We start from the raw sequence: 18,668 nt of genomic DNA, 5'->3' as shown, positions 1-18,668 counted from the left end.
CAATCCCCGCTTTATTTCCGTAAGCCTAATTTTTCAACAATGGCCCGGTAACGCTCAAAATCTTTGCGCTTTAAGTAGTTAAGAAGAGCCCTCCGCTGGCCGACCATTTTTAAAAGGCCGCGCCGGGAATGAAAATCTTTCTTGTGAACCTTTAAGTGTTCGGTCAGCTGCATAATCCTTTCGGTTAAAATAGCAATTTGTACTTCCGGAGAACCGGTATCTTTCTCGTGCAGCTGGTATTTTGCAATAATTCCCATTTTTTGTTCTTGATTTAACGCCACGTTGTTCACCTCCTCCTACCATAATCGCCAGAGGCCAAGTAGTTAACCTAGCCTCGGGTTAAGCCTAAATGTCCTCCATTCTTCTGAACAAATAGGCAATTAAAGCATCTTCCAAGGCGGCGGTTTCCGCATCTTTTATTTTAGCTTTTTTATACTGTTTGGTCAAATCTTTTTTTAATTTAATAAAATCTTTTTTTAAAATTATTCGGGAGATTTCCGAAATCAACTCCCGGTAAAACTGTTCCTCCCTATTACTTAGGTTGTACACGGCTTATAACCACCTTTCAGGTAAAGGTTATGAGCCGATGGTTTATTTTATTCCTTGTAAAGCCTCATTAATATCCGCTTCGATCTGCTTTTTTAAATCTTCAAGGGAGGCAAATTTTTTCTCGGACCGAATTTTTTTTAAAAAGTTTACCTTTAACTCCCGGTGGTAGAGATTGGCTTTATAATTTAACAGATGAACCTCTAAAAGGGGGCGGCCATCGGCTTTCACTGTTGGTCTTACTCCAAGGTTGGCAATTCCCGGAAGTATTAAATTTTCCCCAATTATTTCTACCTCTACCAGATAAACGCCAAATTGCGGTAAAACAAGGTTTTCTTCGGGCAGAATATTAGCAGTAGGAAAACCAAGCCTTCGGGCAAGTTTGTCGCCTCCTACTACCCGGCCTTTTAAAAAATACTTATACCCCAGCATCCCATTAACCCTGTCTATTTCTCCCGCTAAAATTTTTTCCCGAATTGCTGTTGAACTTACCACCTCCCGGTCAAAAATAACCGGCTCTACAACTTCCACTTTAAAGCCAAAATGCTCCCCGGCTTTGATGAGGTCCGTTACTCGTCCAGCTCCCTGATAGCCGAAAGTATAATTAAAACCAGCCACCACTCCTGCTACCTTAAAATTTTCCAAAAGTATGTTCTGAATAAACTCCTCAGGAGAAAGCCGGGCATATTCGGAAGTAAACGACTCTAATACTGTAAATTCCATTTCATGAGCGGAAAATATTTTGAGCCGCTCTTCTAAAGAAATGATATATTTCACCTGTTTACCCTGAAGTACTTCTAGAGGATGGGGCCAAAAAGTATACACTCCCGAGCACGCCCCGGTTTTATCGGCTAAATTCCGAGTTACCCTCAAAAGTTTCTGGTGGCCAAGATGTACCCCATCAAAATTACCTAAAGCTAACACCACAGGACAGTTAAGGCTAAATTCCTTTGAACTGTTAAAAACCCGCAACTTTATTTCACTCCCCAATCCGGAAAACCTTTTCCGGCAGAAAAATTTTTCCTTGGACTTTGCCCGTGGCTACAATTTTTCCTTCAAAATAAGCAAAAACCTGTCCAAAACTCTCCTTTTCTATTGCCAACTTTACTTCTCCACCATTTTTTACCCTTTGAAACTGGTCCCGGGTTAGCTCAATCTTTGGATAATCCAAAAACACTTCCTCCGGTGGTATAATTTTTAACTCTTCTTCTAGAAGGCAGCAATCTTTCAATAAAAATGGGCCAGACTTAGTCCTGAGGAGGAAGTTTAACGTCGCTCCGGTCAAAAGGATATTACCCAAATCATACGCAATACTTCGAATATAAGTTCCCCGGGAACAGCGAATTATGACCCTGGCCCGGGGGTGAGGAGTATTTTTAGCGATTAATTCTAATAATTTAATTTCATAAACCGTAACCTTGCGCTTTGGAACCTCCACCCTTTCCCCTTTACGCTGGTAATGGTATAAAGGCTTACCCGCAATTTTAACTGCCGAAGCCAAGGGTGGGGTTTGTTCGATTTCTCCTTGAAAATGCCTCAGTTTTTCGATTATTAAAGCCTCAGTTAAAAAAGAGGCATCCTTTTCTGCTACTATTTTTCCTTCCCGATCCCAGGTCGTGGTGGTTATACCAAAAATAATTTCTGCCAGATACTGTTTTTCTGCCCCCGCTTCTAAGTATTCAATTAAGCGCGTGGCTTTTCCTACCGCCACCGGTAAAACCCCCGCAGCTGCCGGATCGAGAGTACCAAGGTGTCCAATTTTTTTCGTTTTTAGCTTTTTTCGTAAAAAAGCTACCACATCATGGGATGTCATGCCCGGAGGTTTTAAAAGATTAATAAATCCATCCATCTTTAAAACCTCTTTTTCACTTCGGCTAAAACTACCTCAATGGTTTCCGGCAGTGATTTTTTAAGGGTACACCCTGCAGCTCTTTTATGACCGCCACCGCCAAACACCGCAGCAATTTCATTAACGTCAATATCTTTAGACCGTAATCCTACCTTAATACTGCCATCTTTCGTTTCCCGGAAAAGAACGCTTACTTCCACTCCAGCAATTCCTCTAAGGTAACTGGCAATGGAGCTTATAACTTCTTCCCCTTCGGCATAACGTTCAATTTGTTCCCGGGTAAACTTTACCCAGGCAATTTTTCCTCCCGCATCAAAGGTCAGGGAATTTAGAGCTTCTCGAAAAAGAAGAACACTATCCCTGGGTTTTTCCATAAATAGCTTTTCATTAATTTTCCCAAAATCTACCCCTTTACGGGCTAAAAAAGCCGCCACTTCAAAGCTTTTACCGGTAGTATTGGAGTATTGAAAAGAGCCGGTATCAAGGGTAATACCGGCATAGTAAGCCGCAGCAATCCATTCATCCCAGGGTAAATTCAGCTTTTCATGAATTTCCGGTAAGATTTCACAGGTAGCTGAAGCTTCGGGTATCACCACGTTTTCTACACCAAAATGGGTGTTACTAATATGATGGTCAATATTGATAACCCGCTGGGGATTAGCTACCACAAAGCTTTTAACTTCTTCCCCCAAGCGTTCAGGATCAGCTGTATCTAAAGCTATTAATAGGCTATCTTCGGTAAATATTGTATGGTCGGAAGTTATTTTTGGAAAATCGGGAAAAAAGGAAAACAGGCGAACGGGTTTATCTTTTAAATACATCTCTACCTTAAAGCCACCTAAACGCAAAGCTCTACCAAAACCTAAAATAGAACCCATTGCATCCCCATCGGGCATGATATGGGATGCTATTATTATTTTTGGATATTTCCCCAAAAGCTCTTTAAGATTCACCCTCGGTCTCTCCTGTATCTTTTTTTTGGTCTAAAGCCTTTGGCTTAAGGCCTTCTAAAATCTCCATAATTCTTGCACCATATTCAATGGACAGGTCTTCCACAAAAGAAAGTTCAGGAATTACCCGAAGTTTTACTCTAGATGCTAATTCCCCTTTAATAAAGCCTTTGGCACTGTTTAAAGCAAGAAAACTATTTTTCTTGGCCTCTTCATTGCCATAAACGCTTATATAAATTTTGGCCTGGCTTAAATCTTTAGCTAAATCGACTTTGGTCACCGAGACAAATCCAAGCCTGGGGTCCTTTACTTCCCGGGAAATTATGGCAGCAACTGCTTCTTTGATAGCTTGAGCCGTACGTTCGTGTTTATGGGAAGCCATAACCCTCACCTCACATTATTCCAGCGTTCTTTGAACCTCTTCAATGGTAAAGGCTTCGATAATATCTCCTTCATGAATGTCATTAAATTTCTCAATGGTTAAACCACATTCATACCCCTGGGCTACTTCCCGGACATCGTCTTTAAACCTTTTTAAGGAATCAATATTCCCTTCAAAAACTACTACTCCATCTCTTATAACCCGGGCCTTGGCCGAACGAACTATTTTGCCTTCTAACACATATAAACCGGCAATTGTACCAATTTTGGAAGCCTTAAAGGTCTTTCTCACTTCTGCCCGACCTAAAACCACTTCTTTGTGCTCTGGTTCTAATAAACCAGCCATGGCAGCTTTGATATCATCTAAAAGCTCATAAATTATCCGGTATACCCGGACATCGATTTTTTCCACCTCAGCCAGCTTACGGGCATTGCTATCGGGGCGGACGTTAAAGCCAATAACAATAGCATTGGAAGCTGAAGCCAGCATAATATCCGTTTCGGTAATTGCTCCAACTCCGGAATGAATTACATTTACTTTTACCTCTTCGGTAGAAAGCCTGGTCAATGACTGCCTGATTGCCTCTACGGAACCATGTACATCCGCTTTTAATACTATATTTAACTCTTTGATCTTACCTTCCTGAATATGTTTAAAGAGGTCTTCTAAGGAAACTTTGTTGCTAGCTCTTAACTCTTCTTCCCGTTTCTGGTTTTGCCGTTTTTCCGCTAAGGTTCTTGCCGTTTTTTCATCTTCAACGACCACCAATATATCACCGGCGCTGGGAACATCATTTAAACCTAAAACTTCCACCGGCATCGAAGGAGTAGCTTTTTTAACCCGCCGGCCTTTATCATCCACTAAAGCCCGTACCCGGCCGTAAGTTAAACCAACAACTACCGCATCCCCAACGTTTAATGTGCCGGACTGTACCAATACGGTGGCCACCGGTCCCCGGCCTTTATCCAGTTGTGCTTCAATTACCGTCCCCCGGGCAGGCTTATTAGGATTAGCTTTTAATTCTTTGAGATCGGACACCAATAAAATCATTTCCAAAAGTTCTTCAATGCCAATCTTCTTTAAGGCCGATACCTCAACAAAAACGGTATCGCCCCCCCAGGCTTCAGGGATAAGGCCGTATTCGGTTAATTGCTGCTTTACCCTATCCGGTTGAGCGTTTGGCTTATCAATTTTATTTACCGCTACAATAATTGGAACCCCCGCGGCTTTAGCATGGTTTATGGCCTCAATCGTTTGCGGCATCACCCCATCATCGGCCGCCACCACTAGGATGGCTATATCCGTAACTTGGGCTCCCCGGGCGCGCATAGCGGTAAAAGCTTCGTGACCAGGGGTATCGATGAAAGTAATCTTCCGGCCATGATGTTCTACCTGATAAGCGCCTATATGCTGGGTGATTCCTCCCGCTTCAGTGGCAGTGACATTTGTCTGGCGAATAGCATCTAAAAGGGAGGTTTTACCGTGGTCAACATGGCCCATTACCGTTACAATGGGCGGTCTTGGTTCTAAGGTCTCCGGATCATCGGGAGTTTCTTCGGTAAGCCAGATATCTTCTTTTTCTTCCTTTTCCACCGTCACCTCAAAGCCAAAGTCGGTAGCAATAATCGTGGCGGTATCGGCATCAATCTCCTGGTTTATGGTAGCTAAAATCCCGTAATTCATTAACTTTTTAATCACTTCTGCCGCAGTTTTACCCATAATTTTGGCAAATTCCTGCACGGTCATACTCTCAGGAATCACAATAGTTTTGGGAACATCTACTACTGTCTCTTGTTTTTCTTTCTTTTCTTTCTTCATACTTAATTTCTTTTCTTCAACGGCAAAAGCTTTTTCTTCCTTCTTTAATGTTTTTTCCCATTCCCGTTTTTTATCCGGGGCTCCTTTCCTCCGCTCAGGTTCCTTATTTTCTCCTTTAGGAGCTTCAGGCTTCGGTATTGCCGGAAGAACGCCTTTTTTCTTATCCTTTTGGAAAGGACGATCTTTTCTCTCCCCAAAGGTTTTTTGCCCCTGGGGTGGATTTTGTCCAGCCGGACGATCTTTATCAAAACGCCGACGTTCATCCCGCTGCCCTTCTGACCGCGGTGGACGATTCTGATTATAGGGACGCTGGTCACTCCCCCGGCGATTTTTATCTTTATCCCGTTGTTCCGTACGTTGGCTGCCTCCATACCGCTGTCCTTGTCCCTGGGGTCTTTCATGCCGTTGTTCCCGCGGGCGATTCGGACCCCCTTGTTTTTGTTGTTGCTGTTGCTCTTTTGGCCTTTGGGGGTGGTTATGCGGCTTTTGTGCTTCAGCTTTTTGTTCCACCTGTTTCTTATCCTGTTCCTTCTTCTCTTTTTCTTCTTTTTCCCGATTTAAAGCTTTTAGCAATAGGTTTAAGTGATGGTTTTCTACAGTACTCATGTGGGACTTTACTTCAACCCCGATTGCCCTTAAGCGGCTTATAACTTCTTTACTTTCCATGTTTAACTCTTTGGCAATTTCAAAAACACGTTTTTTACGCATTAATTCACCCCCTGGTCATAACCAATTTCTTGTAAAATTTTTTGCCAAAATCCGCTATCCTTAAAGCCTAAAATTCCCGTGGGACGGCGGTTTAGAATTCTCCCAAATTTTTCTTTGGTACCCCAGTTAACTTTCAATAGACCATTCTCCTTCGCTAAAAACTCGAATTTTCTTTTCTGGCTTTCGGCCAGGTCTATCGCTAAAATTATTCCTACAATTTGGCGTTTCTTTATCCCCATTAAAACCTCCGTTTCTCCCACCAAAAGCTTTTTCGCCCTTAAGGCTAAACCCAAGATTCCTTCAACTTTGTTCACTTTCTAAGAGCTCCTGTTGTAATTTTTCGATTATTTCGGGAGAAACCGGATGATTTAAAGCCTTCTCAAACTTTTTACCTTTTTTGGCCTGTTCAAAACAAGTCAGGGACGGGCAGATATAGGCCCCGCGCCCAGCTTTTTTGCCCGTTTTGTCAATTAAAACTTCTCCCTCCGGAGTCCTTACTACCCGGATTAACTCTTTTTTCGGCTTCATTTCCTGACAACCAAGACACATTCTCAGTGGAACTTTTTTTTGTTTAGCCATTAAATCCCCCCAACCTGCGATTCGCTCTTAATATCTATTTTCCAACCAGTGAGCTTAGCCGCAAGTCTGGCATTTTGCCCTTCTTTTCCAATGGCTAGTGATAGCTGATAATCGGGTACTATCACCCGGGCAACTTTTTCATCCTCGAAAACCTCCACACTGGTAACTTTCGCTGGACTTAAGGCATTGGCTATAAACTTTGCCGGGTCTGGACTCCACTTCACTACATCAATTTTCTCTCCATTTAGTTCGTCAACAATGTTTTTTATGCGAAGACCTTTATTCCCAACACAGGCTCCGACCGGGTCAACATTTTCATCTTTACTATAAACCGCAATTTTGGAACGAGAACCCGCTTCCCGGGCAATACTCTTTAGTTCTACCGTACCGTCATAAAGTTCTGGTATCTCTAATTCTAATAACCTTTTTAAAAGCCCCGGGTGGGTTCTTGATAAAATAATGTTAGGCCCTTTACTGGTTTTCTTGACCTCAACCAGATAAGCTTTAATCCGATCCCCAAAGCTGTAATTTTCTCCAGGAATTTGCTCTTGTGGGGGAAGGATTGCTTCAGTTTTACCGAGGTCCACGTAAATATTTTTTTGGTCAATTCTCCGGACAATTCCAGTAATGATGTCCCCTTCCCGCTCCGAAAACTCTTCGTAAATTTGGTTTCTTTCCGCTTCCCGAATCCTCTGGATGACCACTTGTTTTGCGTTTTGAGCAGCAATTCGGCCAAAATTTCGGGGAGTCACTTCAATTTCTAACACGTCACCAATATTTAGTCTCGGATCTTTAGCCCGGGCTTCTTCTAAGCTTACTTCTAACCTAGGATCGGTAACCTCTTCCACCACAGTTTTTAAAGCATATACCTTTACTTCTCCGGTAACCCGGTCAATATGAACCCGGGCGTTTTGGTTTATCCCATAATTTTTTTTGTACGCCGAAAGCAATGCTTGCTCCGTTGCCTCCAAAAGCACTTCCGCCGGAATCCCTTTTTGTTTTTCAATCTCTTGTACAGCCTGTAAAAACTCAGTATTCATCGTAAATCCTCCCAAAGTTAAAAATCAAAGGTAAGGTGGGCTTTAGCAATTTGTTCTACAGGAATTTGCAGCTCCCCCTTACCGGCATCTATAACCACCTGACCGTCGCGGACTCCAAGAAGTTTTCCTTTAAATTGCTTTTGTCCGTCAATAGCGGCAAAGGTTTTTATCTGGGCTTCCCGTCCGGCAAATCGCTCAAAATCGGACAGTTTTTTAAGGGGACGTTCTACCCCCGGCGAAGATACTTCCAGGTAGTAAGCCTGGGGAATGGGATCTTCTTCATCCAGTAAAACCCCTATCCTTTCCGAAAAAGCCTGACAGTCGTCTAAATCGACTCCCTCGGGCTTATCTATGTAAATTCTTAAAAAATATTTACCCGCTTCTTTAACAAATTCTACCTCTACCACTTCAAGGTTAAGCTCTGTGCCAACCTTATCGGCCAGCGGCCATACTTTTTGTTCGATTCCTTTATTGCGGCCCATGCTAACGCCCCCTTTCCTTTTTGCTTTAATTATTTTTCCCGTAAATTACTATTACTAACAAGAAAGAGTGGGAAAACCCACTCTTTTCTGCGAAAAGGCTTTTATTTCTTTGTTATTATAACACACAAAGTTTTCCGCTGCAAGGGCTAAAGCAAAAAGATGTACATATTTTGTACTAATGCTAAAAAAATATCAAAAATTTTTTTGACAATATTTCATGGAAGTATTAACTTAAAACGCTTATAAGCATTGCTACTTTAACCGCCCTGCTGCCCGAGCCACGTAACGGCCAACGAGGGGAAGGTAATCGAGGTTGAGGCCAGAATCCTGTCCGTAAAGCTCATTTAAAACCCGGCATAGTTCCTCAACAGGGGTATTACCCGCCCTTTCCCCCAGCCCCCCAACGGTAGTATCCACCCAGTTAACTCCTGCCCTGATGGCTGCTAAAGCGTTGGCCGTAGCCAGGCCAAAATCATTGTGTCCGTGAAACTCGAGCTCTAAAGAGGTGTTCTCCTTCAGCCAGACAAGACGCTCAAAAGTAGCAAACGGGTCTAAGATGCCTACGGTGTCGCAGTAACGCAGCCGTTTTGCTCCCATTTCCCGGGCTAAAAGGGCAATCTCCATTAAAAAACCTGGATCAGCCCGGGAAGCATCCTCAGCCCCCACTGTCACGGTAAGCCCGTGTTCCAGGGCAAAGAGGCAGGCCTGGCGTAAACGGGTCAGCACCCATCGATGGCTTTTCCCCAGTTTATAATGGATTTGAATGTCGGAAACGGGGGCAGAAACATGCACATACTGTACTCCACAAGCTAAAGAAGCACGAATATCCGCCAGCTCCATTCTGTTCCAGGTGCTAACCCGGCTCTTTAAACCCAACCGGACAATGGCCGCAATGGCCTGCTGCTCCATTTCCCCCATGGCCGGAGTACCAGCCTCAATCTGCGCTACCCCCAGTTGATCCAGCATCCAAGCAATGGTCACCTTTTCCTGAAGGTTAAAAACCACTCCCGGAGCCTGCTCCCCATCCCTCAAGGTCGTATCCACAATCTTTACCTGCATCAGTTTCACCTCCGGAAAAAATGACCAGTGATGCCGGGTAGAAAAACGGCAGGGAAAATCTACCCTGCCGCCCAACAATCTAAAATCTCATACCAGCATCCCCACCGCGTCCGCCCGGCAACGCCGGCAGTGGGTTATCTGTTTAATAATAGGAGACAGCTTTTGCCGCATCAGGTTGACCCGCTCCGGTGGCGGTGGAAGCAGATCGGCAAATCCCCCCTGGGGGATTAAGGGTATAATGTTCATGACATGCGCCCCTGCCGTTTTCACCGCCCGAGCTACCTCTTCCAGATGCTCATCGTTGACTCCGGGAATTAGAACACTATTTACTTTAACTACCATGCCAAGTTTCCGGGCCAGGCGGATACCTTCATATTGGGCCCGCCACAACAGTTCTGCCCCTGCTGCTCCTGTATAAATCTGTCCCCTGTAAAATACATAACCGTAAATCCGGCTGCCAACCTCCTTTGATACGGCATTCACCGTTACCGTTACCGCCCGAACCCCTGCTTTCTGCAATTCAGGCAGTTTTTCGGCCAGTAGCAGGCCATTGGTACTGATGCACTTGATCAGTTCCGGAAAGCAACGGTGTACCATGAATAAAGTGTACCAAGTAGACCTGTTGGCCAAAGGCTCTCCTGGTCCAGCTATCCCCACTACCTTAATGCGCTCATCTCTTTCCACTAATTGTTTTACATACTGTAAAGCTTCTTTCGGTGTCATCAGTTTGCTTGTCACCCCGGGACGATTTTCATTGACACAGTCGTACAGCCGGGTACAATAATGGCAGCTAATGTTGCATTTTGGTGCCACCGGTAAATGTACACGCCCAAACCACCGGGTAGCTGCCTTGCTAAAGCAGGGATGTTTCCTTATTATTTCCTCATAAGTTTGTTCCTTCATTCATGTCTCCCCCTTTCTCAGCATAATACCGTAGATATTCCTTAAGAGCATCGGAAATTGTGTCGTTAATTTCTAAAATCAGGATTCCCTTTTGCCTGGCCTTTTCTTGAACGCACTGACCTGCCTTTAAACAAATTACCGCCCGGCAATCAGCCAGTTGTTCCAGCATTTTAACAATGGCATCTTTATGTTCGTCTCCGGCACAAGGACCGGTTAAACATGATATCTCTCGGAATTCCGCCTTCTTAACCTTGTTTCCCTGTAGGGTAAAAATCATAAAACTATCGGCACGACCAAAATGTTCGTTCACCCTTAACCCATCCCTTGTTGCCACAGCAACTTTAAAGGTTTCCGGTCCCAAACTTCTCCCGATTATTTCTGTCATCGCGTAGCTCCCCGGATTCATTATTATTTCCTCCTCTTTCGCAAGTAAAAAACCGTTATCGGTTGCAAGAAAATCTCCGCTGGTTGACCCTTGCTCACTTGCTGGTGGTTCAACCAGATTCGCGGGAATCATTAACCGCCATACCGGAGCCCTTAACAAGGCCGCTACTTCCCGGGCCAGGTTCACAAAACCATTGAAGCCAGCGTAAGGACTGGTTTCCTGAGGAAAGATCAGGAAAGGAATTCCTATCTTATGGGCCATAAACTTTTCTCTGGTACCTCCCACCAGTAAATCCGGCCGGAAACGGTAAAAAAATTCCTCCAGCTCCCGCTGGTTGGCATCGTCAATCATCAACGCACCCTTGCCTAAACAGCGGCGGGATTCGGCATAATCTTCCCGGCAGCCAAATTGGGAACCACATAAAACAACTTCCATACCCAGCTCCTTAAAGGCTCTGGCCATGGAGCCCATCCGGGAAGCACCAAAGAAAAGGGCTACCCGTTTACCTGCCAGAAGCTTTAAGTAGGGAGCTGCCTTCTGTCTGGCTGCCTCTGCCTCCCTTTCCACCCATTCGCTCTCTACTGAACGGTTAAAGAAAGTAGCGATAGTCTGCAACGCCGCTACCGTTTCTTCCACTCCGAAGAAAGAAACCTTTCGCCAGGGAATGCCAAAGCGCTCTTTCATCTTTCGGGCCAACCAGCGTCCAGTGCGTCCGCAGTGAACGATATTGAGCTTAGCCCGGTGAGCCCGGGCCATATTTTCCACCGTTGCCCGTCCTGATACAACGCAGATAAGATTCAGTCCCATACGCTGTAATAAGTGTTCGATTTCCTTTAAATCACCCTGAACGTCAAATTCTCCCAGGATGTTTACATGATTTTCAAAATAAGTTCCCGCCGGCTCGCGCCCGATAAAATGCTCTAGCAAAACTGCCGCGGCAACATCGTGGCCGTCACCCTGGCTCACCCCGCAAAACCCGGGGCAGTTGACCGGCACCACCGGCCGTCCAAGGGTAGCTGACATCCGTTTACAAATTGCCGGAACATCCTCGCCAATAAGTCCCGCAGCGCAGGTAGTATAAACCAGCACTGCAGAAGACCCGGGGCGCAAACTCAGTGATTCCCTGATAGCTGTTTCCAGTTTTTGACCGGCGCCGAAGACGATATCCATTTCATCCAGGGCAGTGGAAAATACCTGGTAGCGTTTTTTACGCACCGTTTCACTGTAATAAGCACAACCTACCGGACCATGAATGAGGTGAATCACATCCCGTACAGGCGCCAGCATCCACCGGGCTCCATATAGCACGCAGGCCCGCTGGGAAATTATCCCGGGAATGGTACGCTGGTCACATGCTGGTAACCCCACCAATCCCAGCTGCCCTACCCTTTCTGGAATTACATCAATGGGTATTTCCATGGTTTTCCTCTCCTTAATTGAAAAGCATCGCCTCTTAAACCCGAGGCCTTTCATCATAAAGGCCATTGTTACTTCAATTCTTTCATTTAATTGAGCCGGAACCGGCCGAGCGCCCTGGGGAGCTTTAATCCCCCCACCAGCCGGCCCGACCCAAACCTGTCGTTTCCTGATATGGTAAGTATCACAAAAAGAGTTTTGTGAAAGCTTCTACAACTGCTGGGTACGGTCGTCGGGATACTGGTAGTCCAAAATGCTGTTAACAATTTCTGCTAGCAACATCTCTCCGCCTCGGTAACCAACTATGGGTCGTTTTTGATAGCCAAAACGATCGTAAATGGGGAATCCCACCCGCACCAGGGGCACCTGCAGCTCCCGGGAAATGTCCACCGCCCGGGAATTGCCGATAATCAGGTCCAGTCGCGGTTGTTTTTTCAGGTATTCCTCAAACTCGAACAGGTCACCGCCATTAATGATCAGCGGCGGTTCGCCTTCGTACCCGGCTTCGGTAAGGATGGTCTCCACTTCGCGGTTGAAGGTCTTGCTGGCCGTACCACTAGCCAGGGCCACCGGCTCCATCCCCATTTCCAGCACGAAGCGGGTAATGCCAAGCACTATATCCGGGTCTCCCATAATGGCCACCTTCTTCATCATCGTGTGGTGAAAGGTATCAGCCAGCGAGTCAATTAAACGACCCCTTTCTTGCAAAAGACTCTCGGGAATGGGTTTTCCAGTAATTTCTTTAAGGGCTTTTAAAAAAGCATCGGTACCCTGCACTCCCACCGGCGGCGGCCCCAGGACAGCACGCACGCCAAATTTGCGCTCCAGGTAGCTAGCACCAGCCTGACCAGCATGAGGTTGTAAGGCAAAGGTAGCCAGCGAATTAGCCATATCTTTGATTTCCTCTACCGTAGTACCACCAGGAGGATAATAGGGAAAGGATATTGGCGGTTGCAATGGGGCATCCAGGGTATCGGAAATATCAAAGAGCACTATTGCTTCAATACCCATGTGGCGCAGTAGGTGTTTGATCTCCCGGATATCGCCCGGGTAAAACAGACCGGGAATGATATTCACTTTACCGTTGGGCTCTCCATTAATAGTAGCCAGAGTCTCTATAAAAGCCTTAGAAGCTCTATTGTAACCTTCCACATGGGACCCAGCAAAGCTGGGGGTGTTAACCAGCACTATGGGGATTTGCTCTGCTTTTTCAGGCCCTATTTCTTTACGCAGTTGGGCCTTTGCCATTTTAATAAAGCTAACCATATCATCACCGATAATCTCACTAGAACAGGTGGTCACCACCCCAATTAATTCGGGCCAGTAACGCACCACCAGGTTGCGGATGCCTTCTACCAGGTTACGCCGGCCACCAAAAACTGCCGCATCTTCATGGAAAGAAGCGGTAGCAATGGTTGCTGGTTCTTTAAAAATACGGCTAAAGGTATAGCGCACGTAAGTAGTACAGCCCTGGGCCCCCTGGACAAAGGGGATCGCCTTCTTTATTCCCAGCACCGCCCACATCGCCCCCAGGGGCATACAGGTGCGGTTGGGATTAACCACCACGGCCCTGTTAGCAGAAGGAATTAAATCAGCCGGCCGTTCACAATACTCCGGCGTAGCCGGAACTTTTTCAATTTTTATCTGATCATAAGGTATGCCTGTGATGGGAATTTCCTTTAACTGCATGACCTTTCCTCCTTGTTTTTTGTCGAAATACTATCAATGCCCCACTGGTATTTCCAAACCGGTGCATAAAGGCCCTGATAGATATCCCGGGCAAAATTAACCATCCCAATGAAACCTGCATAAGGCCCCTTTTCGTAGGAATGGGAATTAACCGTAGGAATACCCATCTTGCGTGCAATATATTTTTCTTTCATCCCGGTTAAAAACAGGTCCGGCTTTTCGGTTTTGAGCATTTCTTCGATCTCAAACTCATTAGGGTTATCAATAACCAACATTCCCTCTGGTGCCCGGGCGTTGATCTTTTCATAGTCATCTTCGTGGGCAAAAGTGCAGGCGACGGCCACAACAGTCATCCCCAGTTCCTCCATTAGCTTGATCCAGTGCCATACCCGGGGTCCACCAACGTAAATGGCAACCCGCTTGCCCTTTAACTTTTCCCGGTAAAAAGATAAACTCTTTTCCACCCGGGCCAGTTCCTCGGCAATCACCTTTTCCGCTCGCTCCTCCAAGCCAAAGAAGGCGGCCGTTTTCCGTAACGCTTCTGTAGTTTGTTTAATCCCGTAGAGTGAGACGCGAATAAAAGGAATGTCGAAGCCATCTTTGATCATATGGGCGATATACTCCGCTGAGCGCTGGCAATGCACCACATTTAACTTTACATCAGGCATTTTAATCAGGTTTTCAATGCGCTCATTGCCGGTGAAGACAGTTACCACGCGTACACCGATTTTTTCGAAAAGCGGTTTGATCACCTTTAAATCCCAGTCCATGTTATACTCGCCAATCAAACAGATATCATAGGGAGTCTTTTCTTCTTCGGACATTTTTAGGTCCGGCCGGCGTTCCCTCAATTCTCGAATTTGGCGGTAAAACTGGGTATTGAAATCATGGTGACCCTTGGACTGGCTCACCCCGGAACAACCCGGTGACTCAGAAGTGAAGATTAGCTTGCCGGTTTTCTTTTCTATTTGTTTGGCCACAGCCCGCACGTCGTCGCCGATCAGGCCTGTAGTGCAGGTGGTAAAAATGATCAAGCCCTTTGCTTCTGGGAACAGCCGGATAGCTTCCAGACAGGCCTGTTCCAGCTTTTTCATGCCTCCGAAAACCACGTCCTTCTCCTGCATATCGGTACACATAGAGTAGCGACGGTTAAACGCTACGTTGGTCAGGCGAGTGGGCGTAGCCCAGGGATAAAAGTCGGAAAGATGGCGCCGCGTACCCCAGGTATACCACGCACAACCTACTGGCGCGTGAACTAATTGAATGACGTCGGAAATTGGTCCGCCCACGACCCCGCGGGCACCGGCAAAAGCTCACCCGCGCTCGGTCATATCCCCTGGAAGGGTTGCGATATTACAAGCAGGGATAATAGATTGCTCTTTTTCTGTGCGGTAAATATGCTTATCCCGCTCGGGAATAGGTTCGTTGCACTTCATTCTCACCAAAGGCATAATAGTCTTCCTCCTTTTCTATCAAGTAGAATTCCACGTGCTCCCCTCCATTAGATAGCCGTCTTTCCCTTCTCCCCTGTACGTATACGCACCACATTCTCAACAGGGCATACAAAGATGCGCCCGTCCCCTATCTGGCCGGTACGATTAATCTTGGTTATCACGGCTACCACGAGAGACACGTCCTGGTCGTCCACCATCAGGGAAATCATCCTTTTGGGTACGTATTTCATTCCACCCTCCTGCTTTTCAAGTTCGGGGCTGACGGGAAAGGAAACTTCGCCCAGGATTCCCTTCTGCTTACCCCGCCCAACCACCTTGCAAGCGTGCAGACTCGGAAAACCCAGTACAGCCAAAGATTCTTTAGTGGCATTAGCTTTATTGGGCCTGATAATGGCAATCACTTCCTTCATGGAATATTCACCCCCACGCAAAATCCTCCGAATAAAGCTGGTGCCTTCGGCCTTAACCGGTACCCAAATATAGAAACGTTTTCCTGGAGCATATTACAGACCCGCAGTACCGGTGCGTATGGTGTAAGTCTCATCCACCGGACTGATGAAGATTTTCCCATCACCGAAGTTTCCGGTGTAAGCGGCTTTAGTGACTATTTCCACCACTTCCGCCGCCTTGCCGTCCTCTACCACCAGCATAATCATCACCTTGGGCAGTTCATCGTAATATATGCTGCCCACATGAATACCCTTTTGCTTGCCCCGCCCGACTACATCTATTTTGGTCAGGGCTACGTAACCGGCTTCGGCCAGGGCGTCCACCACCTCTTCGCTTTTTTCGGGACGGATAATAGCCCGAATCATTTTCATACTATAACCTCCCCGGTCTAATAAATTTTTCCTCTTTTCCCTGATGCTCCATTTCCATAGTTCGCTGTTACATTTTTACCCTATTACTCCAGCAGGCCGTATTTGATCACCAGGTTTTCCATCTCGTCCATAGTCATCGGCTTTGGAATGACGAACATGTCGTTTTCAATAATTTTTCTGGCCAGTTCCCTGTACTCCTGGGCCTGATTGCAGTTTGGATCAAATTGGGTCACCGTCTGACGGTTAAATTCAGCTTTCTGCACGATATTATCCCGTGGAATAAAATGAATCATCTGGGTTCCAATTTTGGAACAAAATTCTTCCATCAATTCCCTCTCCCCATCAACATTACGGCTGTTGCAGATAATACCCCCCAGTCTGACGCCGCTCTGTTCGGCATACTTGACCATACCGCGACAGATGTTATTGGCAGCATATAGAGCCATCATTTCCCCCGAAGCTACAATATAAATCTCCTGGGCCTTGCCCTCCCGCACCGGCATAGCAAAACCCCCGCAGACAACGTCACCCAATACGTCGAAAAAGATAAAATCCAGATCCGGCGTATAGGCCCCTAGCTCTTCCATTAAACTAATGGCGGTAATCACACCCCTACCGGCACAACCAACACCCGGTTCCGGCCCCCCGGACTCGACGCACTTAATTCCGCAAAACCCGGTCTTTACCACCCGGTCAATGGTCACCGCATCCTCTCCTAATTCACGCATTGTATCCATTACAGTCTCCTGGGGCTTACCCCCAAGAATTAAACGCGTGCAGTCCGCCTTGGGGTCGCAACCATGGATCAAAACTTTTTTCCCATAAAAATAGGCCAGGGCAGCTGCGGTATTTTGCTGGGTAGTGGACTTGCCAATACCCCCTTTTCCATAGATAGCGATTTTTCTGGTCATCTTCATCCCTCCCAATTTATATCTAGTATGAAAAAGGTACCGTTTTCCTGGGGGGAATTACGGCACCTTTGCCCGCTTAAAAAACTTCATCGTTTAAAAATATTTTAGGTAATTCTAAAATAATTTGGTGATTAAGCAAACTTAATCCTTATACGCTAACTTCTCGGGTAATAACCACCGACGAAGAATCGGCAGGGTTTTGAATATTGTTCACCGGCACGCCAACTACCATACCTGAATAAGCATCTTCCCCATGTTGGGTAATATCCAAACCCTGTACTTCTTCATCTTCACTAACTCGCAACTTGAAAAATAATCCTACCGTTTTAAGAATGACAAAAGTCATAACCGCAGCAAACAACCAACTAGCTACTACACCAACAAATTGGATCCACAATTGATGGGAATTACCAAAAAACAATCCGTCTGCACCTGCAGAATTAATTGACTTGGAAGCAAAAAGACCCGTGGCCAATGCACCCCATGTACCACCAACTCCGTGCACGCCAAAAGCATCAAGAGAATCATCATAACCCAATCGGGGTTTCACCACGCTTACTGCAAGATAACATGCTATCCCAGCAATTAGACCAATAATCACTGCAGAAATAATTCCTACAAATCCGGAGGCTGGAGTAATAGCTACTAAACCTGCCACCAAACCACTTGCTCCACCTAGGACAGTAGGTTTACCCTGGTGAAACCATTCAGCAATGATCCAGGAAAGGGCAGCTGCTGCAGCTGCAGTATTTGTTACTACAAAAGCACTTGCTGCCAGTCCATTGGCCGAAAGAGCACTACCGGCATTAAAACCAAACCAACCAAACCACAGCAGTGCCGCTCCTAAAACGGTAAGGGGCAGGTTGTGAGGTGCCATTGGTTCCGAACCATAGCCCTTGCGCTTACCCAGCATCAGGGCAGCAATCAGACCAGAAACACCGGATGAAATATGCACTACAGTACCTCCAGCAAAATCTAAAACACCTAAGTTACGCATCCATCCACCAACGCCCCAAACCCAATGGGCTAACGGAGCATAAACTAAGGTCGCCCAGAGTAGTGTAAAGGCTGTAAAGGCCGGAAAACGCATGCGCTCAGCAATCGCCCCTGTAATTAGTGCCGGAGTAATTACTGCAAACATCATCTGGAAAGCCATAAATGCTAAATGAGGAATGGTAGCCGAATAATCAGGGTTTGGTGCTTGACCAACTCCCTTTAATCCCAACCAGGCTAGACTACCAAACAGGTGCGCCTTATCCGGCCCAAAGGCGATGCTGTAACCCCAAAGGACCCATTGTACTGAAATCAGGGCCATAATAAAAAGGCTCTGCATAATCGTGCTAAGGGTATTTTTTCGTCTCACCATACCACCGTAAAACAAAGCTACTCCAGGCAGGGTCATGATCATCACCAGAGCTGCCGAGATTAAAACAAATGCGGTATCACCAGTATTAATTGAACTATCATCGGCTAAAGCTACACCTGGAGCGATTAGCAATAATAAAGGCAAAAGATAAAAGCTATACTTGACTCGCTTGCTCACTTACACCTACCTCCTATCTTTATCACCAGGATTTCTACGCCTCCAGTCGCCGCAATCGCTTACGCCTAAACGGCTGAAGATAGCCTATATCTTATCGCCCTAGGTGAACGGCGCCAATCCACCGGTCGGACGT

20 protein-coding genes and 1 pseudogene are annotated in these 18,668 nt (G+C 46.2%); all 21 read right to left on the bottom strand.

Annotated elements, in window-relative coordinates; translation table 11 throughout:
* Positions 1–11: 11 nt before the first annotated feature.
* The gene (rpsO, locus tag cpu_RS10315; protein WP_369688869.1) at positions 12–257 is read right to left on the bottom strand and encodes a 30S ribosomal protein S15; all 246 of its coding nucleotides are present in this window, start codon (positions 255–257) and stop codon (positions 12–14) included.
* An 88-nt stretch (positions 258–345) separates the two neighbouring features.
* Positions 346–549 (bottom strand): hypothetical protein, encoded by a 204-nt coding sequence (locus tag cpu_RS10310; protein WP_075859906.1) that lies wholly within the window; start codon positions 547–549, stop codon positions 346–348.
* 42 nt (positions 550–591) lie between these two features.
* Entirely contained in the window at positions 592–1,518 is a 927-nt protein-coding gene (locus cpu_RS10305) for a bifunctional riboflavin kinase/FAD synthetase (protein ID WP_075859905.1), read from the bottom strand.
* A 7-nt stretch (positions 1,519–1,525) separates the two neighbouring features.
* Positions 1,526–2,395 (bottom strand): tRNA pseudouridine(55) synthase TruB, encoded by an 870-nt coding sequence (truB, locus tag cpu_RS10300; RefSeq protein ID WP_075859904.1) that lies wholly within the window; start codon positions 2,393–2,395, stop codon positions 1,526–1,528.
* Positions 2,396–2,397: 2 nt separating this feature from the next.
* Positions 2,398–3,348, bottom strand: a complete 951-nt coding sequence (locus cpu_RS10295) for a DHH family phosphoesterase (RefSeq protein ID WP_075859903.1) — start codon at positions 3,346–3,348, stop codon at positions 2,398–2,400.
* Positions 3,338–3,727, bottom strand: coding sequence for a 30S ribosome-binding factor RbfA (gene rbfA / locus cpu_RS10290; RefSeq protein WP_075859902.1), 390 nt, complete (start codon positions 3,725–3,727; stop codon positions 3,338–3,340). The genes cpu_RS10295 and rbfA overlap by 11 nt, the downstream gene beginning before the upstream one ends.
* Positions 3,728–3,742: 15 nt before the next feature.
* Positions 3,743–6,253: a translation initiation factor IF-2 gene (gene infB, locus cpu_RS10285; RefSeq protein WP_075859901.1), complete on the bottom strand. Its 2,511-nt coding sequence runs from the start codon at positions 6,251–6,253 to the stop codon at positions 3,743–3,745.
* Positions 6,253–6,567: a L7Ae/L30e/S12e/Gadd45 family ribosomal protein gene (locus cpu_RS10280; protein ID WP_075859900.1), complete on the bottom strand. Its 315-nt coding sequence runs from the start codon at positions 6,565–6,567 to the stop codon at positions 6,253–6,255. Before cpu_RS10280 ends, infB begins: the two co-directional genes overlap by 1 nt.
* On the bottom strand, positions 6,554–6,832 hold the full coding sequence (gene rnpM / locus cpu_RS10275; protein ID WP_075859899.1) for an RNase P modulator RnpM: 279 nt from the start codon (positions 6,830–6,832) through the stop codon (positions 6,554–6,556). The genes cpu_RS10280 and rnpM overlap by 14 nt, the downstream gene beginning before the upstream one ends.
* On the bottom strand, positions 6,832–7,872 hold the full coding sequence (gene nusA, locus cpu_RS10270; protein ID WP_075859898.1) for a transcription termination factor NusA: 1,041 nt from the start codon (positions 7,870–7,872) through the stop codon (positions 6,832–6,834). Before nusA ends, rnpM begins: the two co-directional genes overlap by 1 nt.
* Before the next feature lie 17 nt (positions 7,873–7,889).
* Positions 7,890–8,354, bottom strand: a complete 465-nt coding sequence (gene rimP / locus cpu_RS10265; protein ID WP_075859897.1) for a ribosome maturation factor RimP — start codon at positions 8,352–8,354, stop codon at positions 7,890–7,892.
* A 252-nt stretch (positions 8,355–8,606) separates the two neighbouring features.
* The gene (locus tag cpu_RS10260; RefSeq protein WP_077177305.1) at positions 8,607–9,413 is read right to left on the bottom strand and encodes a hydroxymethylglutaryl-CoA lyase-like TIM-barrel protein; all 807 of its coding nucleotides are present in this window, start codon (positions 9,411–9,413) and stop codon (positions 8,607–8,609) included.
* A gap of 87 nt (positions 9,414–9,500) precedes the next feature.
* The gene (locus cpu_RS10255) at positions 9,501–10,316 is read right to left on the bottom strand and encodes a radical SAM protein (protein ID WP_075859896.1); all 816 of its coding nucleotides are present in this window, start codon (positions 10,314–10,316) and stop codon (positions 9,501–9,503) included.
* Positions 10,297–12,120: a nitrogenase component 1 gene (locus tag cpu_RS10245; protein ID WP_077177304.1), complete on the bottom strand. Its 1,824-nt coding sequence runs from the start codon at positions 12,118–12,120 to the stop codon at positions 10,297–10,299. Before cpu_RS10245 ends, cpu_RS10255 begins: the two co-directional genes overlap by 20 nt.
* A 207-nt stretch (positions 12,121–12,327) precedes the next feature.
* Complete coding sequence (locus cpu_RS10240) at positions 12,328–13,806, bottom strand: nitrogenase component 1 (RefSeq protein WP_075859895.1); 1,479 nt, start codon at positions 13,804–13,806, stop codon at positions 12,328–12,330.
* Positions 13,797–15,107: pseudogene (locus cpu_RS10235) on the bottom strand (nitrogenase component I subunit alpha); the annotation flags it as partial. The pseudogene cpu_RS10235 and the gene cpu_RS10240, both read right to left, overlap by 10 nt.
* A gap of 12 nt (positions 15,108–15,119) precedes the next feature.
* The gene (locus cpu_RS14390) at positions 15,120–15,257 is read right to left on the bottom strand and encodes a hypothetical protein (protein WP_234970235.1); all 138 of its coding nucleotides are present in this window, start codon (positions 15,255–15,257) and stop codon (positions 15,120–15,122) included.
* A 50-nt stretch (positions 15,258–15,307) separates the two neighbouring features.
* A complete protein-coding gene (locus tag cpu_RS10230; protein ID WP_075859894.1) occupies positions 15,308–15,670 on the bottom strand; it encodes a P-II family nitrogen regulator in 363 nt (120 codons plus the stop codon).
* 93 nt (positions 15,671–15,763) lie between these two features.
* On the bottom strand, positions 15,764–16,081 hold the full coding sequence (locus tag cpu_RS10225; RefSeq protein WP_075859893.1) for a P-II family nitrogen regulator: 318 nt from the start codon (positions 16,079–16,081) through the stop codon (positions 15,764–15,766).
* Positions 16,082–16,164: 83 nt separating this feature from the next.
* Positions 16,165–16,992, bottom strand: coding sequence for a nitrogenase iron protein (gene nifH, locus cpu_RS10220; protein ID WP_075859892.1), 828 nt, complete (start codon positions 16,990–16,992; stop codon positions 16,165–16,167).
* 148 nt (positions 16,993–17,140) lie between these two features.
* Complete coding sequence (locus cpu_RS10215; RefSeq protein ID WP_075859891.1) at positions 17,141–18,535, bottom strand: ammonium transporter; 1,395 nt, start codon at positions 18,533–18,535, stop codon at positions 17,141–17,143.
* Positions 18,536–18,668: the final 133 nt, after the last annotated feature.

It is taken from the genome of Carboxydothermus pertinax (assembly GCF_001950255.1).
In the GTDB taxonomy this organism is placed as follows: Bacteria; Bacillota; Z-2901; order Carboxydothermales; family Carboxydothermaceae; genus Carboxydothermus; species Carboxydothermus pertinax.
The sequence above is the reverse complement of the archived record's forward strand: the minus strand, read 5'-3'. Positions and strand labels throughout refer to the sequence as shown.

Bases quoted from the DNA above. Each gene is read 5' to 3' on its own strand.
- rpsO (WP_369688869.1), bottom strand. From the start codon at position 257: ATGGGAATTATTGCAAAATACCAGCTGCACGAGAAAGATACCGGTTCT.
- truB (WP_075859904.1), bottom strand. From the start codon at position 2,395: ATGGATGGATTTATTAATCTTTTAAAACCTCCGGGCATGACATCCCAT.
- rbfA (WP_075859902.1), bottom strand. From the start codon at position 3,727: ATGGCTTCCCATAAACACGAACGTACGGCTCAAGCTATCAAAGAAGCA.
- infB (WP_075859901.1), bottom strand. From the start codon at position 6,253: ATGCGTAAAAAACGTGTTTTTGAAATTGCCAAAGAGTTAAACATGGAA.
- rnpM (WP_075859899.1), bottom strand. From the start codon at position 6,832: ATGGCTAAACAAAAAAAAGTTCCACTGAGAATGTGTCTTGGTTGTCAG.
- nusA (WP_075859898.1), bottom strand. From the start codon at position 7,872: ATGAATACTGAGTTTTTACAGGCTGTACAAGAGATTGAAAAACAAAAA.
- rimP (WP_075859897.1), bottom strand. From the start codon at position 8,354: ATGGGCCGCAATAAAGGAATCGAACAAAAAGTATGGCCGCTGGCCGAT.
- cpu_RS10260 (WP_077177305.1), bottom strand. From the start codon at position 9,413: ATGCAGGTAAAGATTGTGGATACGACCTTGAGGGATGGGGAGCAGGCT.
- cpu_RS10255 (WP_075859896.1), bottom strand. From the start codon at position 10,316: ATGAAGGAACAAACTTATGAGGAAATAATAAGGAAACATCCCTGCTTT.
- cpu_RS10245 (WP_077177304.1), bottom strand. From the start codon at position 12,120: ATGGAAATACCCATTGATGTAATTCCAGAAAGGGTAGGGCAGCTGGGA.
- cpu_RS10240 (WP_075859895.1), bottom strand. From the start codon at position 13,806: ATGCAGTTAAAGGAAATTCCCATCACAGGCATACCTTATGATCAGATA.
- cpu_RS14390 (WP_234970235.1), bottom strand. From the start codon at position 15,257: ATGCCTTTGGTGAGAATGAAGTGCAACGAACCTATTCCCGAGCGGGAT.
- cpu_RS10230 (WP_075859894.1), bottom strand. From the start codon at position 15,670: ATGAAGGAAGTGATTGCCATTATCAGGCCCAATAAAGCTAATGCCACT.
- cpu_RS10225 (WP_075859893.1), bottom strand. From the start codon at position 16,081: ATGAAAATGATTCGGGCTATTATCCGTCCCGAAAAAAGCGAAGAGGTG.
- nifH (WP_075859892.1), bottom strand. From the start codon at position 16,992: ATGACCAGAAAAATCGCTATCTATGGAAAAGGGGGTATTGGCAAGTCC.